General features: G+C 71.5%; 11 protein-coding genes and 1 pseudogene. 7 read left to right on the forward strand and 5 right to left on the reverse strand.

The features are described 5' to 3' along the window. Together WBK50_RS33560 and WBK50_RS33565 are read right to left on the reverse strand one after the other, a co-directional pair. Nucleotides 1-795, reverse strand: a 795-nt coding sequence (locus WBK50_RS33560) for a polysaccharide deacetylase family protein (RefSeq protein WP_341339774.1), incomplete at its 3' end; no start/stop codon positions are given. Between the two features lie 35 nt (nt 796-830). Further along, entirely contained in the window at nt 831-3,173 is a 2,343-nt protein-coding gene (locus tag WBK50_RS33565) for a penicillin acylase family protein (protein ID WP_341339775.1), read from the reverse strand. Nucleotides 3,174-3,381: 208 nt separating this feature from the next. Here WBK50_RS33565 and WBK50_RS33570 point away from each other — a divergent pair, with 208 nt between their 5' ends. The 3 genes from WBK50_RS33570 to WBK50_RS33580 are packed head-to-tail and all read left to right on the forward strand — an operon-like array spanning nt 3,382 to nt 5,617. Then, on the forward strand, nt 3,382-4,743 hold the full coding sequence (locus tag WBK50_RS33570; protein ID WP_341339776.1) for a GAF domain-containing protein: 1,362 nt from the start codon (nt 3,382-3,384) through the stop codon (nt 4,741-4,743). Then, nucleotides 4,740-4,994: an ATP-binding protein gene (locus WBK50_RS33575; RefSeq protein ID WP_341339777.1), complete on the forward strand. Its 255-nt coding sequence runs from the start codon at nt 4,740-4,742 to the stop codon at nt 4,992-4,994. Before WBK50_RS33570 ends, WBK50_RS33575 begins: the two co-directional genes overlap by 4 nt. Further along, nucleotides 4,991-5,617, forward strand: coding sequence for a response regulator transcription factor (locus WBK50_RS33580; protein ID WP_341339778.1), 627 nt, complete (start codon nt 4,991-4,993; stop codon nt 5,615-5,617). Before WBK50_RS33575 ends, WBK50_RS33580 begins: the two co-directional genes overlap by 4 nt. A 148-nt stretch (nt 5,618-5,765) precedes the next feature. Here WBK50_RS33580 and WBK50_RS33585 read toward each other — a convergent pair whose 3' ends face one another. Next, nucleotides 5,766-6,824 carry a helix-turn-helix domain-containing protein gene (locus WBK50_RS33585; protein ID WP_341339779.1) on the reverse strand — a complete coding sequence of 353 codons (1,059 nt, stop codon included), beginning with the start codon at nt 6,822-6,824 and terminating at the stop codon, nt 5,766-5,768. A gap of 133 nt (nt 6,825-6,957) precedes the next feature. On the opposite strand from WBK50_RS33585, the gene WBK50_RS33590 reads away from it, so the two are divergent. Continuing rightward, the gene (locus tag WBK50_RS33590; RefSeq protein ID WP_341339780.1) at nt 6,958-8,394 is read left to right on the forward strand and encodes an amidase; all 1,437 of its coding nucleotides are present in this window, start codon (nt 6,958-6,960) and stop codon (nt 8,392-8,394) included. A gap of 59 nt (nt 8,395-8,453) precedes the next feature. On the opposite strand, the pseudogene WBK50_RS33595 reads toward WBK50_RS33590, so the two are convergent. After that, nucleotides 8,454-9,778 (reverse strand): annotated as a pseudogene (locus WBK50_RS33595) (FAD-dependent monooxygenase). After that, nucleotides 9,690-10,340 (reverse strand): FAD-dependent monooxygenase, encoded by a 651-nt coding sequence (locus tag WBK50_RS33600; protein ID WP_341339781.1) that lies wholly within the window; start codon nt 10,338-10,340, stop codon nt 9,690-9,692. Before WBK50_RS33600 ends, WBK50_RS33595 begins: the two are co-directional and overlap by 89 nt. Nucleotides 10,341-10,836: 496 nt before the next feature. Between WBK50_RS33600 and WBK50_RS33605 the strand changes: the two genes are divergently transcribed. Genes WBK50_RS33605 through WBK50_RS33615 form a run of 3 tightly spaced genes read left to right on the forward strand, consistent with a single transcriptional unit; the run spans nt 10,837 to nt 14,644 of the window. Then, entirely contained in the window at nt 10,837-11,193 is a 357-nt protein-coding gene (locus tag WBK50_RS33605) for a hypothetical protein (RefSeq protein WP_341339782.1), read from the forward strand. Beyond that, nucleotides 11,193-13,478: a N,N-dimethylformamidase beta subunit family domain-containing protein gene (locus WBK50_RS33610; protein WP_341339783.1), complete on the forward strand. Its 2,286-nt coding sequence runs from the start codon at nt 11,193-11,195 to the stop codon at nt 13,476-13,478. The genes WBK50_RS33605 and WBK50_RS33610 overlap by 1 nt, the downstream gene beginning before the upstream one ends. Before the next feature lie 47 nt (nt 13,479-13,525). Next, nucleotides 13,526-14,644, forward strand: coding sequence for a class II histone deacetylase (locus WBK50_RS33615; RefSeq protein ID WP_341339784.1), 1,119 nt, complete (start codon nt 13,526-13,528; stop codon nt 14,642-14,644). The last annotated feature ends 3 nt before the right edge of the window (nt 14,645-14,647 follow it).

Here is a 14,647-nt window from a genome sequence, read left to right on the forward strand (position 1 = left end):
GACCCCGTCCTTGCCGGCGATGTGCTGAATCAGCCGCTCGTACCAGAGCATGTGATGGGCCTGGCCGATGATCTGCGGGTGGACGCACGAGGCGAACACCGGGTTCTCGACGCGCTCGTAGGCGTAGTCGAAGATGTCGCGCCAGCGCCGGAAGATCGTCTCGGTGTCCTGCATCCCGGTGGACGTCCCCGTGTAGGCCAGCGGCGGGAAGTCGTCGAGATACCAGTTGACCGGGATCTCGAGGACCTCGCTCGCCCGGCCGGCGACGTTGCCCTTCTCCCAGTTCACCTGCCAGCGCTGGGGGTGGTAGGGCACGAGGTCGCGCGCCATGAGGCTGGTGTCGTAGCGGAAGCCCGACTCCTCGATGATGTCGAGGGTGTTCTCGCTGTAGTCCCAGTACGGGGAGCGGTAGCCGGTCGGGCGGATCCCCAGCACCTTCTTGTAGGACGCGAAGGCCAGGTCGACGAGCCGTCGTTCGGTATCGCGGCTGATCGCCGGAGGAATCTCGTGGTAGTAGCCGTGGTGACCGAACTCGTGGCCGTCGTCGAGGATCTTCATGCACCACTGCGGGAAGGTGTCGACGGAGTGGCCCGGGGTGAACCAGGTGGATTTGACGTCGTAGCGCTTGTACAGCTCGAGCAGCCGCGGCACCCCGACCTCCGCGCCGAACTCGCCTCGGGACATGAACGCGGGGCTCGGCCGGTTGAACGCGCCGAGCCACAGGCACTGCGCGTCGAAGTCGGTCCCCAGGTTCACGGCGATCTTCTTGCCTTCGGGCAACTTGAGGTGTCCCATGAGTCGCTCTCCTGTTCTCGTAGGGGTCGGTCGGATCAGGCCGGCGAGCCGGGCGGATCGAGGGTGATGATCTGCTCCGTGGCGGCGTCCACCCGCTCGCGGCTATAGAGCAGCGGGAACGCCTCACCGCGAGCCCAGGACGCGAAGAGGTCGGTGGCGTGCGGGTCGTCCAGCCGGCCGGACTGCCCGGGTGCGTTCATCGCCAGCGACTCGTCCCAGTCGCCGACGTCGATCGCGATGCGGAAGGTCGCCCCGGCGCTCTGCACGAAGTTGGGCCCGTAGGCGGTGTTCCCCACGGTGTCCCCGCTGCCGCCGCGGGGCAGCGGTCCGGCGACGAGCCGCTCCTGCGACACCCCGGGCAGCACCGCGGCGAGCGGGTGGGCCATCCGGGCGACGTGCAGCCGCCCCCAGCTCCACTGTGCGCGGTCGGCGCCGAGCAGTGTCTCGACCTCGGCCACCGCGGCGGGCAACGTGGCGCCTACGGTGTCGGCCAGGAACCGCTCGGGGTCCGGGCCGAGCCGGTCGCCGGGCGTCTCCACCAGGTCGAGGTCGACGCGGGCGTCGGCGAGCAGGTCCTCCTTGGCGGCGATGCGGGCTGCGGCCCCGGGAGCCGCGTCGGTGCCGACGATCTGTTCGAGCGCCCGCTGGAGCAGGGCCGGTCGCAGGTGGCGGCGGTACCAGACCTCGAACAGCGCAGCAGCCGCCGAGTCCGCGCGGAGATCGGCGTCCCAGTCCTTGAGGAGGTCGAGCCCGTCGACGTCGCCCGGCAGCGGGAGCGCTGCGAGCCGCGCCAGTATCCGGCGCGCCGGGATGCTCACGAAATCGCTCTGCAGAGCCACCATCTCCGGCAACGTCGACGCGTCGGCCGCCGCCAGCACCTCGTCCAGGCGCTGCCGGCGGTAGGGGGCGTACCAGTCGTAGGAGATGTGGCGGTCCGCCGGGAAGTCGGGGGGCAGGTTCATCTCGTTCGCCGTGGCGACGAAGCCCTGCTCCGGGTTGAACGCACCCGGGAGCTCGTCCATGTCGTAGAACCCGGCCCACTCGTAGCGGCCGTCGCCGGGCACCGGCAGGGTTCCGTCCCAGTTGGGCCGGATCGGCGTGAGCCCGCCGGTCTTCCACCCGATGTTGCCGTCGGTGTCGGCGTAGACCTGGTTCTCCGGCGGCGCCCCCCACCGGTTCATCGCACCCAGGAACTCGTCCCAGTCGCGGGCGCGCATGTAGTCCATGCTGCCCAGGTAGGGCGCCATCCCGGGCTCCAGCCATGCGGCCCGGACGGCGAACGCGGTGTTCCTCTCCGGGTCGGTGCGGATCACCGGTCCGTGCCGGGTGAACAGCAGCTCGACCTCCACCGGCTCCCCGTCGCGCACGGTGATCGTCTCGCGCTCGACGCGCATCGGCTCCCACCGGTCCCGGTAGCGGTACTCGAGCGGCTCCGCCGGGTTCGTCTCGTAGACGTAGAGGTCCTCCTGGTCGATCGAGAAGATCGTCAGGCCGAACGCGATCCGCCCGTTGTGCCCGATGGAGATCCCGGGCAGCCCCGGCTCACCGGCCCCGATCACGTCGAACCCGGGCGCACTGAGGTGAGCGAGGTAGCGCAGCCCCGGCAGTGCGGCGGCCGCGCGATGGGGGTCGTTGGCGAGCACCGGGCGGCCGGTGGCGGTGCGGCTCCCGGAGACGACCCAGTTGTTGCTGCCCTCCGGCAGGACGTCGCCCTGGGCGGCCTGCGGTGCCGGCGGGCCGAAGACCGGCGGGGTGGTCGCCAGGTCGTAGACGGCGAGGACGTCGTCGGGGATGACGCCGAGGTCCAGGCCATCGGGCACGTGCAGCGGCCGCGGGGGTTCGCGCCGCTTGCGCAGCTCCTCCACCTCCGCCGGGTGGTCACGCAGCGTCAATGCCCTGGCGACCTCGTCGCGCACGTTGTAGAACAGGCCGTGGCTTCGGATGCGGGTGACGTCCGACGGCTCCCAGAACGCCGGCTCGTACCCCAGCTCGCGGAACTCCACCGGTAGCAGCCCCGGGTCCTCGCGGGTCATCCGGACGAACGCGTTCACGCCCTCCACAAATGCGGTGGACGCCCGCTTGGTGTCCGAACCGTAGGCGAGCCAGTCGCTGTGGGTGTCGCCGCGGAAGAGGAACAGCCGGGCCGCGCGGTCACGTTCGACGTGTTCGGCACCGAACACCTCCGACAGCCGCCCCAGACCACGCCGGCGCCAGAAGTCGATCTGCCAGAGCCGGTCGCGGGCGGCGTTGAACCCCTGCACCCGGAAGGCGTCGTAGGTGGTGGCGGCATAGATGTGCGGGACGCCCCAGCGGTCCACGACGATCTCGGCCGGTCCGGCGAGCCCGGGCAGCACGAACGATGTCCGGATGGGCGTCATGTACATCCTCCTCGACGAACGCGGCGCGCCATCAGGTCGGCCCGCCGCGGGCAGCGTCGAGTGGATCAGGGCCGGCGGTGCCGATGTCGGCAGACTTCCCACTGCCCTCCGGGCGTCTCGCTCCTACCCGTACGGGTAGGCCGCACCCCGGCCGGCGAGGCCGGACGGCGCGGGCTTTACTGGAGCCGGCGGCAGTGAGGGGGCACTGGTGACTCGATCGACGGAGGGCGCGCGCGCCGACTACCTGTGGGACGCGGGCCGGTCCCGCAGCATCGCCGAGGCGCTCGATCCGGTGCTCGCCGAGATCCGCGAGGTGCTCGGCGCCGACGCCGCGATGGTCGTCTACCGACCGAACCCCGCCGCGGGCGAGGCCCGCGTCCTGGCCGTCAGCACCGCCGGAGCGGTCGATCCGCTCCTCCCGAACGAACCGCTCGTGTTCGGCGACGTGCTGCCCCGGCACCGCCCACAGGTCCTGGTCGACCTCGACGTCGCCTCCACCGTCCGTGAACTCCGGCTGCGGCTGCACTCCGCGGTGACGGTCCCCTGGCGGGATGCGTTCGGCGCGGGCACGGTGATCGTCGGCAACCTCGCCCGGCCACTTCCCCCGGCGTCCGAGCGGCAGCTCCAGGCCCGATGCACACGCCGCGTGAGCGCGGCCGTGCGGTGCGGTCGTCGCGAAGGGGGACGGCGGATGGGCGCGGATCTTCGCGCCGCGCTCTCGGAGGTCGCCGACGCCACGGCCAGCAGCGACGACGCCGGCTCGGCACTCGCGGCGATCCTCGTGTCCGCCCGCGATCTCTTCGGGTCCGAGGTCGCCTACCTCTCGTTGCCCGAGTACGACACCGAGACCTTCACGTTCGACCAGGTCCTCGGCATCCGGACCGCGCAGTTCCGTCATCTGCGCATCGACCTGGGGCAGGGACTCGGTGGCCTGGCCCGGTCGGTGCAGCGGCCCGTGCGGTCCCTGGACTACGCCAGCGACGCCCGCCTGCACGCCGCGCCCGTCGCCGAGACCGTGCGCGAGGGGATCGTCTCGGCCATGGCCGCACCGCTGCTCCTGGACGAGCAGGTCAAAGCCGTGCTGTACATCGGCGACCGGCACCTGCACCCCTTCAGCCAGACCGACGAGGAGCTGCTGGGCGAGTTCGCGGGCTACGCCACCCTCGGGCTCAAGCGCCGCGCGGTCGAGCAGCACCGGTCCGCGGTCGTCGCGCGCCAGGAACGCGAACGCCTGGCCTTCGCCGTCCACGACAACGTGGTGCGCCGGTTGCTCGAGATCGGCTTCGAGGCCGAGGCCGCCGCCCAGCGCGGGGACGAGGACCTGCGCCTGCGAATGGCCGTGATCGGTTCGGCCGCCGAGCAGTGCATGGACGCGCTGCGTGGTCAGCTCATGATGCTGACCGGGGAGCACCGGCCCCGCCGGGCCGCGCAGGTGCTCGAGGAGATCACCGATGTGCAGCGGGCCACCGGCGTGCGCCGGACGTCCGAGTCGTGGGGGCGCGGTCCGACGACCTCGTCGCCGGAGCCGTCGCCGACGCGCTCGTGCGGATCGGGCAGGAGGCGCTGGTGAACGCGGAGATCCATTCGGGGTGCGCCCACGAGCACGTCGTCCTGGACCTCACCGCCGGATCCGCGGCCCTCACGGTGGAGGACGACGGATGCGGCCTGGACGCCGACGCACTCGATCGCGTCCTGGTCGGCGCGTCGCCGCACCTCGGCATGCGCGGCATGCGCGCCACCGCGACGCGGGCGGGCGGGCACCTCACCGTCGGCCCCTCGTCGCGGGGTGGGCTCGCCCTCCGCGCGACCATTCCGACATGATCCGCTTCTGCGTGGTGGACGACCACGCGATCATCCACGACGGGCTGCGTGCGGTGGCCGACCGTGAGGACGACCTCGAGTTCGCGGGCGCGGCCACCGAACCCGACGACGCGGCGACCCTGATCGAACGGGAGCAGCCCGACGTACTGCTGCTCGACCTGCGCCTGAACGGGCAGGACAGCACCGAGCTGTGCTCCCTGTTGACCAGCAGGCGCCCCGCGCTCACCGTCCTGGTCTTCAGCGCCTACGGCAACCCCGACCTCCTCGCCCAGGCCATCCGCGCGGGCGCCGCCGGGTACGTCCTGAAGGACACCACTACGGCGCGCATCCCCGAGATCCTCCGCGAGCTCACCCGGACCGGCAGCTACTTCGACCCGCGGTTGGCCGGACACCTGCTGAGGCGGTCGGTGGGCGCGCCGACCGCGGCGGACTCCTTCACCGCGCGCGAGCTGGCGATCGTGGGTCTCATCGCCCGCGGCGAGGACAACCACGCGATCGCCGAGGAGCTGAGCATCAGCTCGCACACGGTGAAGTTCCACGTCACCACGATGCTGCGCCGGCACCGGTTGCGGCGACGAGCCGAGCTGGTCCGGCTCGCCATGGACCTCCACATGTTGCGCTGACCGGCCGGCCGGGAGAGCGCGAGGCAGTCGCCTCCATGAGCCGGAGGTATCCGTGGTCGACGAGCGTCCGCGAAGCAGGGTGAGCCCCTCCCCGTGACGGACCGACGAGGTGAGGAACTCGGAAGGTCCGGGGGCCGGGGCGCACCCGCTACAGCGGCCGGAGTGGCCGACCCGGCGGGCCGTCACCGGATCGGGCGGGCGTCCTGGCCGGGCCCGCCACCAGCAGCCCGAGCCGGGTGGCCAGCCGCGCGGCGGCCGTCCGGTTGGCGCAGCCCGTCTTGGCCAGCACGTGCTCGAGGTGCGTCGCGACGGTCCGCGGTGAGACGCGCAGCGCGCGGGCAGTCTCGGCGTTGGTCTGCCCGTGCGACACGGCGTCGAGCACCTCGAGCTCGCGGGGTGTGAGGCTGAAGGGCGGGTCCGCCGGCCGGTGCAGCACGACGACGCCGTGCGCGCCCCCGTCCAGGTTCACCGCGACCAGGTCGGCGCCGAGCAACACGAGCAGCGCGCGCGGCGGCTCCCGCCCGGCGAGCAGGTCGTCGAGCAGCGGTCGTAGCGGGGAGCCCGGCGCCGCGAGTTCCGGTCGGGCACCTGCGGACAGCGGCACCGCCTGTCCGATGGTGGTGACGAGCAGCCCGTCGGTGTGGCCGTCGGCCAGCGCTCCGGTGGCCGGGACCGGAGGCGGGAGCGGGTCCAGGGCGGCCGCGAGGTCGTCGGCGAGCAGGGCGAGGAGGTCGACGACGTCGTCGGCGGGGTGGCGGCGGTCGAGGGTGCTCACGTTGAGCATCCCGAGGTAGCGCCCGTCACGGGCGAACAGGCACTGGGTCAGCCCGTCCGCGAACCCGAGCGGGTGGATCACCGTCTCGAAGATCTCGCCGTGGCGCCGGGCGCGCGGGATGTCACGCACCCGCAGCGGGCCGCTACCGCGTTGAACCTCGGCGAAGAGCGGGTCGGCGTGCATGCGGGTGTCGAGGAAGCACAGCGCCGTCGCCGGGTAGCCGGTACTGGCCACGGTGAGGTGCCGACGGAGCATGGGGTCCCAGCGGGCGAAAGAGGCGCAGTCATAGGGCAGCACACCGTGCAGCGCGTCGAGCGCCGCGCTGAGCATGCCTGCGGGGGCCCTCGTCGGCCGGCTGCTGCGCCGCAGGAAATCGCCCAGCTCCCGTGCGGCCCGCAGCCGCGACGATGTGTCCGGCGTCACCCCGGTCACGCTACGGATCGTGCGGATGTACACAAGGGGTCGTCCGCACGTACATCCGTCGATCGACCGATGTCCGCCCGCGCAGGGCCGCCTAGCGTCACCGCAGCTCGGCGGCCGCCCGGCCGGAGCGCGAGGAGGAACCATGCGGGTCGACGAGTACGCCGCTCACGACGCGATCGGCCTGGCGGAGCTCATCCGTGACGGCGCGGTGAAGGCCGAGGAGGTGCAGGCCGCGGCGGCCGCCGCGCTCGACGCCGTAGCGCCGCAGCTCAACGCGCTGGTAGGCGAGCGGTTCGCCGAGCCGCTGGAGTACGACCCGGACGGCCCGTTCGCCGGCGTGCCCTTCGCGATCAAGGACCTGATCATCCACGCGGCAGGAATCCCGCAGCGGGCCGGCACCCGGCTGCTCGGCGACGGCATCGCGACGCCGGAGGACACCTACCTGATGGCCCGGTTCCGGGCGGCGGGCCTGGCCACGATGGGCGTCACCGCGACCCCGGAGCTGGGGTTCAACGCGAACACCGAGCCGGTGTCGAACGGGCCGACCCACAACCCCTGGGACACCACGCGCAGCTCGGGCGGGTCCAGCGGCGGGTCGGCGGCCCTCGTGGCCTCGGGGGCGCTGCCGGTGGCGTCGGCCAGCGACGGCGGCGGCTCGATCCGCATCCCGTCGGGTTGCTGCGGGCTGGTCGGGCTCAAGCCCACGCGCGGACGGACCACGGTCGGCCCCGACTACGCCGACCCGCTGCTGGGCCTCGGCATCGAGTTCGCGCTGACCCGGACCGTGCGCGACTGCGCCGCGCTGCTCGACGCCGTGCACGGGTCTGAGCCCGGCGACCGCTACCTGTTGCCCGCTCCGGTGCGGCCGTTCGCGGAGGAGGTCCGCGCAGGCAGCCCGCGGCTGCGGGTCGCCGTCAGCACCACGCCCTCGTCCGGACCCGGTTCAACCGACCCGCAGTGCGTCGATGCGGTCCACCGCGTGGCCGACCAGCTGGAGTCGATGGGTCATCAGGTGGTCGAGGCGTCCCCCGCCATCGACGCCGAGCAGTTCGACGACGCGAACCTGGTGGCCTGGTGCAGCTTCCTCGCTGACGGGGTCGACACGATCGCGGCGGCCCTGGGCGTCGAGCCGGGTCCGGACACCCTGGAGGCGACGACGCTGGCCTGCGCCGAGCACGGGCGCACATTGCGCGCCTCCGACCTCTACGCGACCGACCGCGTCTTCAACGCCACCACCCGCACGGTGGCGCGGTTCTTCACCGAGCACGATGTGCTGCTCACCCCGACCTCGTGCGCACCCAACACGCCCCTCGGCTACCTGAACGCCGACGACTCCGCGCTGGACGCGCGGGGCTGGTACGACCGGATCTTCTCCTTCGCCGGGTTCACCGGGGTCGCCAACGTGACGGGGATGCCGGCGATCTCGCTGCCGCTGGGCTGGTCGACGGAAGGCTGGCCGATCGGGGTGCAGTTCGGGGCGGGCCTGGGCCGCGAGTCGGTACTGATCGCGCTGGCCGGGGACCTCGAGCGGGCGATCGGGTGGGCCGACCGCAGGCCGGGAGTGTGGGCGGGCGCCTGACCCCTCCGGCCCCGGCGGCGGAAGCGGCATCCGGCCGCCGGGTGAGCCGCCCGGGAGGGTCAACCCCGCTCGGTGTCGACGAAGATGCCTTCGAAGAACTCGGCCAGTGCGCGGTGCCCGTCCAACGGGAGAACGTGTGCGACGTACTGGTCCGGTCGCACCACGACCATGCAGCCCCTCTCGCGATCCACTCCGCGCAGGTCGAAGATGTCGTCCTGCTGGTCGGAGCAGAAGATCTTGTCGTAGTCGACGAGCCCGAACCGGCCCTTTCGCGGGAGAAGGATCTGGGGCATCGTCTCGACCGTCAGGTCACGGTGGCCCTGCTGGAAGATCGCCCGCACGTCGATGACCGAGTCGGGCTCGGCATCGGCCGGGGTGAACCGCGTGACGGGCGAGCCGTCCGACGCCAGGAACGTGCACAGCTCGTCGAATCGGGACGACTCGAGCCGGTCCGCGAACACGTAGATGCGCCAGGCGCCGTCGGCCCGGGCCACGTGGCCCAGGTGAAGGGGCTTGGCGTCGGCCAGACGGACGACCGGTGCGGAGTGGAACCGCATGCCGACCGGGAATCCTTCCGCAAGATGCTGCGACGGGGCCGCGGCGGTGATCATGGAGGGGCCGTAGCGAACCGCGAGCCCAGCGGTGAAGCGACCCTGCTCTCGGAAGTACCGCTGGAACCTGGCGGGATCGGCACCCTCCTCCACCGCCGCGGACCGGCCGGACCGGGCGCTGAACATCGCAGCGAACTCGCGGTCGAAGTCGATGAGCTGCTGGGCGACCGCCTGCCGCTCGGTCGAATACGTCACGAGCAGTTCCGGTCGCGCCGTCCCCCGCAGTACGGTGCCCAGCTTCCAGCCGAGATTCCAGGCGTCGGCCATCGACACGTTCATGCCCTGACCGGCCTTCGCACTGTGCGTGTGGCAGGCATCGCCCGCGATGAAGACCCGGGGCAGGTGATCTGCCGAGCCCGTGTCCGGGAGGTCGTCGAACCGGTCGCACAACCGCTGACCGATCTCGTACACCGCCCACCATCCGACGTCGCGGACCTCGATGCTGTACGGGTGCAGGATGCGGTTCGCCACCGCGGCCAACTTCTCCGGGGTGACGCTGCGGTCCCTGAGCATCTCGACGTCGCGGTCGTTGTCCAGCTCGATGTAGAGCCGGACCATGTAGCCGCCCTCCCGCGGGATGACAAGGATGCTGCCGTTCTTCGAGGTGATCGCGGACTTGAGCCGGATGTCGGGGAAGTCGGTGACCGCCAGGACGTCCAGCACCCCCACGAATCATCGGTCCGGTCACCGATCAGCCTGCGGCCGATCGCCTCTCGGGTGCGGCTGCGCGAACCGTCGCAGCCGACGACGTAGCGCGCCCGGATCGTCGACACCTCGTCGGTATCCTGCAGCTCCTTCAGGTGCCGCACGGTGACCGTCACCGGGTACTCGGCGTCGCCGGTGCAGGCCGTAGAACGGCTCCATCCTCGCGGCCGATCGCTGCATGTGGTCGCGCAGGTGGGCGAGCAGCCGTGCCTGATTGACGATCACGTGGGGCATCTCGGACAGTCCGTCCTCGACGTCCGCGATGCGGCCGGTACGGACGATCGAGGTCGGGTCCTGCGGGTCGGGCCGCCAGAAGGTGACCTCGTTGACCTGGTCGGCCTCCTCGACCAGGCGACCGGCCAGGCCGAACGCCTCGAGCATCTCGACGGTCCGACACGCGACTCCGTCCGCCTGTCCGACCTCAAGAGGCCCGTCCTTGCGGTCGACGACGACGGTCCGGATGTTCGGGAAGTTCGCCAGCTGGGCTGCCAGCACCAGCCCGGCGGGGCCGCAGCCGACGACGAGGACACCCGTGGTGTCGGGAAGGTCCGCCGATCGCTGCCGGGCCGACGGGTGCGGGTCCTCGACGAACGGGTCACCAGGCTTGTAGCCGTCGAGATAGAACTGCATGGTTCTTCCTCCGATCACTGTCGGGAGAAGCCGCGGCGACGCGTCGTCGACCGGATCGCACCCACGAGGGGTCTCCGGGGCTCGACCCCGCCGGTACGCGGTCCCACCAGGTACATGATGCCGATCCGACATGCCCCCCGCGACGTCCTGCTCTGATGGCGCGCCGCCCCGGCCTCGACGGTCTCGGCCGGACGATCGTCGTGCCCGGGCCGGGCACGGCGTCACCGCCCTCGGCCCGGGTGGCTCCCGGCTGCTCTTCCGCCACACGGTCGAGGTCCGAGGTGGGTGTGCGGTGCGCAGTCATGAGGCGGCGGCGCTGTCGCGAGCAGCGGCACGGCGGGGCATCGTTCACCCCTCGGGGTTCCGCCATCGAGGTGTGTCGGACGGGTGAGGTCTGCCGTGCCCGCGAGCGTCTGGCTATGGGCTCATCTGCCCATTGAGCAGGTCCCACGGCTGAAGTTCGCTTGCGAACCATCACCATGCGAAGGGGATTCACATGCGGGACAGGCAGCTGGAGGTCTACGCCCTCTTCGATCGGCGTGCCCGTGAGAGGACCTTGGCGCTGGTCACCGAGGATGTGATCGCCGAGCACGGGGCGAACCCGGCCGGTCCGCACAGCGATCCCCTCCAGCGCGTGCTCCGCTACATGCGCCGCGCCCCGGTTCCCGGCAAGTACGTGATCGTCGCGGTGCGGCCGTGGCGGGAGTACCGGATGGCCGCCCTCACCGGGGTGCACGGCGAGGCGCCGGAGGTCCTCGACGACGGTCCCTTCGCCACCGAGGAGGAGGCGATGCACGCGGTCTTCCTGCGGCGCGTCGCCGACCTGCGCGCGACCGCGGAAGGAGCGGCGTGATGGTGCACGTTCCGCGGCCCACGGTGACCGGATACGCCGACCGCTTCTCGGCCGCCCCGGGTGAGCCGGTCGAGTTCAAGATCAGCTGTGACGAGCCCGGGCAGTTCCAGGCCGAGTTGGTCCGGCTCCACAACGGTGACACCAACCCGGCCGGCCCGGGCTTCCGCGAGACGGTGATCGAGAGCCCGGTGGCGGGCCGTTACACCGCGCGCCTGCAGGAGATCCGAACGGGCTCGGCCGTCGTCGTCGAGGACGGCGGCGCCCTGGCCCTGGGTGCCGCAGGATCGGTGCACGTGTTCGCCCAGCCGACGACGCCCGCGAAGGAGGAGCAGACCCTCGTCGCGCGGTGGGACGCGGCGACGGGGACCGGCTGGTGGCTCGGCCTGACCGATGGCGGCCGGGTGACCCTGCGACTCGGCGACGGGTCGTCGGTGCACGAGACCGTGTCGGATGCGCCGCTCGCGCCCTGGATCTGGTACTCGGTCACGACATCGTGGGACGGGGGCGACACCCGCGTCGCGGCGGTACCGACGCTGACCTCGACGAACAGCCTCTGGAGCCCCGCGGTCGGGTTGGCGACGGCAACGAGTGGCGCGGGATCGGGCGCTCCCGCCCCGGGCCGGCCGGACGTCGCGACGGTGCTCGCGGCATGCGCCGATTCCGCCGGTGGCGGGCTGACAGGGCACTACAACGGCAAGCTGGACTCGCCATCGGTGTTCGACCGGATGCTCGACGAGCAGGACGTCGCCGCGATGGCGCGGGGCGAGCGCCCGTCGAGCGGGCTGCTCGCGCGCTGGGACTTCGGCGCCGAGATCGGCCCGCGAGGGGTCCCGTCCGACAGGTGCACCGACCTCGGGCCGCACGGCCTGCACGGCCGCTGCCACAACGCGCCCTACCGCGCCATGACGGGATGGAACTGGACGGGCGAGGAGGAGAACTACCGGCACGCCCCCGAGCAGTACGGCGCCCTCCACTTCACCGACGACGCCCTCGAGGACGCAGGCTGGGAGACCGACGTCCGTCTCGTCGTCCCCGACGACCTGCCCAGCGCGGTCTACGCGCTGCGCGTCACGTTGGGGGACACCGTCGACCACATCCCGTTCTGGGTGCTACCGCCGCGGGGCACGGCGACGTCGAAGATCCTGCTGCTCTTCCCGACCACCAGCTACCTCGCCTACGCCAACGACCACATCGTCCCGGACGTCCCGGTCGCCCAGTCCATCCTCGGGCACACCTCGGTCATGGCCGCGGCCGACCTCAAGCTGCTGGAGCACCCCGAGTACGGCCTGTCGACCTACGACCACCACAACGACGGCAGCGGGGTCGCCCACACGAGCCGGCTCCGCCCGATCATCACCATGCGGCCCGGCTTCCGGCACACGACCGGCTCGCTGTGGCAGTTCCCCGCCGACCTGCACCTCGTCGACTGGCTGACCGGCGTAGGCGCGAAGTTCGACGTGGCGACCGACGAAGATCTCGACCGGGAAGGCGCGGAGCTCCTCGGCCGCTACCAGGTCGTCCTGACCGGCACCCACCCCGAGTACTACTCGGCGCGGATGCTCGACGCCTGGGAGTCCTACCTGGGTTCCGGCGGGCGCGGGATGTACATGGGAGGCAACGGCTTCTACTGGGTCACGAGCTACCACCCGGACAAGCCCCACCTGGCCGAGGTGCGCAAGGGGGAGAACGGCTGCCGTGCGTGGCAGGCCCGCCCCGGCGAGCTGCACATGGCCTTCACCCCGGAGCGCGGCGGCATCTGGCGCAACCGGGGGCGTAGTCCGCAGAAGCTCTTCGGCGTCGGATTCACCACCGAGGGGATGGACCGGTCGTCGGCCTACGACACCCTCGACGACTTCGATGACACCCGGGCCGCGTTCATCACCGTCGGCTGCGAGGGCGCGACAACCATCGGCGGTCACGGGCTCGTCGGCGGCGGCGCGGCCGGCCATGAGTGCGACCGCTACGACCTGACGCTCGGCACCCCGGCGAACGCACTCCTGCTGGCCACGAGCGCAGGGCGGCACTCCGACAACTACCCGCTGGTCGCCGAGGACATCTACTTCCCCTTCGACGGGATGGGCGGCACCGACAGCTTCCAGGTCCGTGCCGATGTCGTCTACCTGACCACGGCCAACGGTGGCGGCGTCTTCTCCACCGGGTCCATCGCCTGGGCGGGCAGCCTCGCCGAGAACGACTACGACAACGACGTCTCCCGCATCACCCGCAACGTCCTCGAGCGCTTCACCGATCCGAAGCCGCTCGAGCCGCTGCCGATCGACTCCTAAGCACGACCGGCAGGCCTTCTCCTGTTCACCGCTCCCACGGAGGAACCATGACGACCGGCTATCTCTGGCACACGCTCTACGGCTGGAACGACACCGGCAGTGGCTCACTCGCCCCCGCTGACCCGGCCGCCGGACTGCAGCCCGTCTCGTACCACTTCGCCCACGCGGACAACAAGCGACGGATGCACGAGCTGGTACAGGTCATCGGGCTCGGGGACAAGGTGCGGAACATCCCGGCTCGACCCGCCACGCGGGACGAGATCCTGCGCGTGCACACCGCAGAGCACCACGACCGCATCGTCGAGGAGAGCGCGCTTCCCAAGGGCGGGGACGCCGGTGACGGCATCTCCCCGTTCGGCAAGGGCGGCTACGAGATCGCCGCGCTCGCGGCAGGCGGGGCCATCGCGATGGTCGACGCGGTCTGCAACGGCACCGTCGACAACGGTTTCGCCCTGGTCAACCCGTGTGGCCACCACGCCGTCCGGGAAACGGGGATGGGATTCTGCGTCTTCAACAACATCGCGGTCGCCGCGAAGCACGCCCGTGAGGTCCTCGGGGTGGAACGCATCGCGATCGTCGACTGGGACGTCCACCACGGCAACGGGACCCAGGCGATCTTCTGGGAGGATCCGAACGTCCTGACGATCTCGCTCCACCAGGACCGCTTCTTCCCCACCGACCAGGGCTTCACCACCGAGCGCGGCGGCGGCGCCGGGGTCAACACCAATCTCAACGTCCCCCTGCCCCCGGGGACCGGCGACGGCGGCTACCTCCTGGCGGTCGACTCCGTGGTCCTGCCGGCGCTGCGCGCCTACCAGCCCGACCTCATCCTCGTCGCCTGTGGATTCGACCCCAGCATCCTCGACCCGCTGTCCCACACCATGGTCTCCGCCGAAGGGTTCGGCGCCATGACCCAGCGCCTGGTCGACATCGCTGCCGAGCTGTGCTCGGGCAAGCTCGTCATGGTCCAGGAAGGCGGCTACAGCATCCACTACGTGGCCGTCTGCGGCGCCACCTCGATCGCCGTCCTGGCCGGGGAGCAGCCGATGGCCGACCCGTTCCTCCCGCTCGTCGAGAACATGTACGGGCGCCGCGAGGTGGAGGATCACCAGGCCCGGATCTGCAAGATCGCCTCCGAGCTAGTCCCGGACATTCCGGGACGCTGATTC

This window comes from Pseudonocardia sp. T1-2H (assembly GCF_038039215.1).
Classification (GTDB): Bacteria; Actinomycetota; Actinomycetes; order Mycobacteriales; family Pseudonocardiaceae; genus Pseudonocardia.

Coding starts and splice junctions, on each gene's coding strand:
- WBK50_RS33610 (WP_341339783.1), top strand. CDS start 11,193: ATGGTGCACGTTCCGCGGCCCACGGTGACCGGATACGCCGACCGCTTC.
- WBK50_RS33615 (WP_341339784.1), top strand. CDS start 13,526: ATGACGACCGGCTATCTCTGGCACACGCTCTACGGCTGGAACGACACC.
- WBK50_RS33600 (WP_341339781.1), bottom strand. CDS start 10,340: ATGCAGTTCTATCTCGACGGCTACAAGCCTGGTGACCCGTTCGTCGAG.
- WBK50_RS33605 (WP_341339782.1), top strand. CDS start 10,837: ATGCGGGACAGGCAGCTGGAGGTCTACGCCCTCTTCGATCGGCGTGCC.
- WBK50_RS33590 (WP_341339780.1), top strand. CDS start 6,958: ATGCGGGTCGACGAGTACGCCGCTCACGACGCGATCGGCCTGGCGGAG.
- WBK50_RS33580 (WP_341339778.1), top strand. CDS start 4,991: ATGATCCGCTTCTGCGTGGTGGACGACCACGCGATCATCCACGACGGG.
- WBK50_RS33565 (WP_341339775.1), bottom strand. CDS start 3,173: ATGACGCCCATCCGGACATCGTTCGTGCTGCCCGGGCTCGCCGGACCG.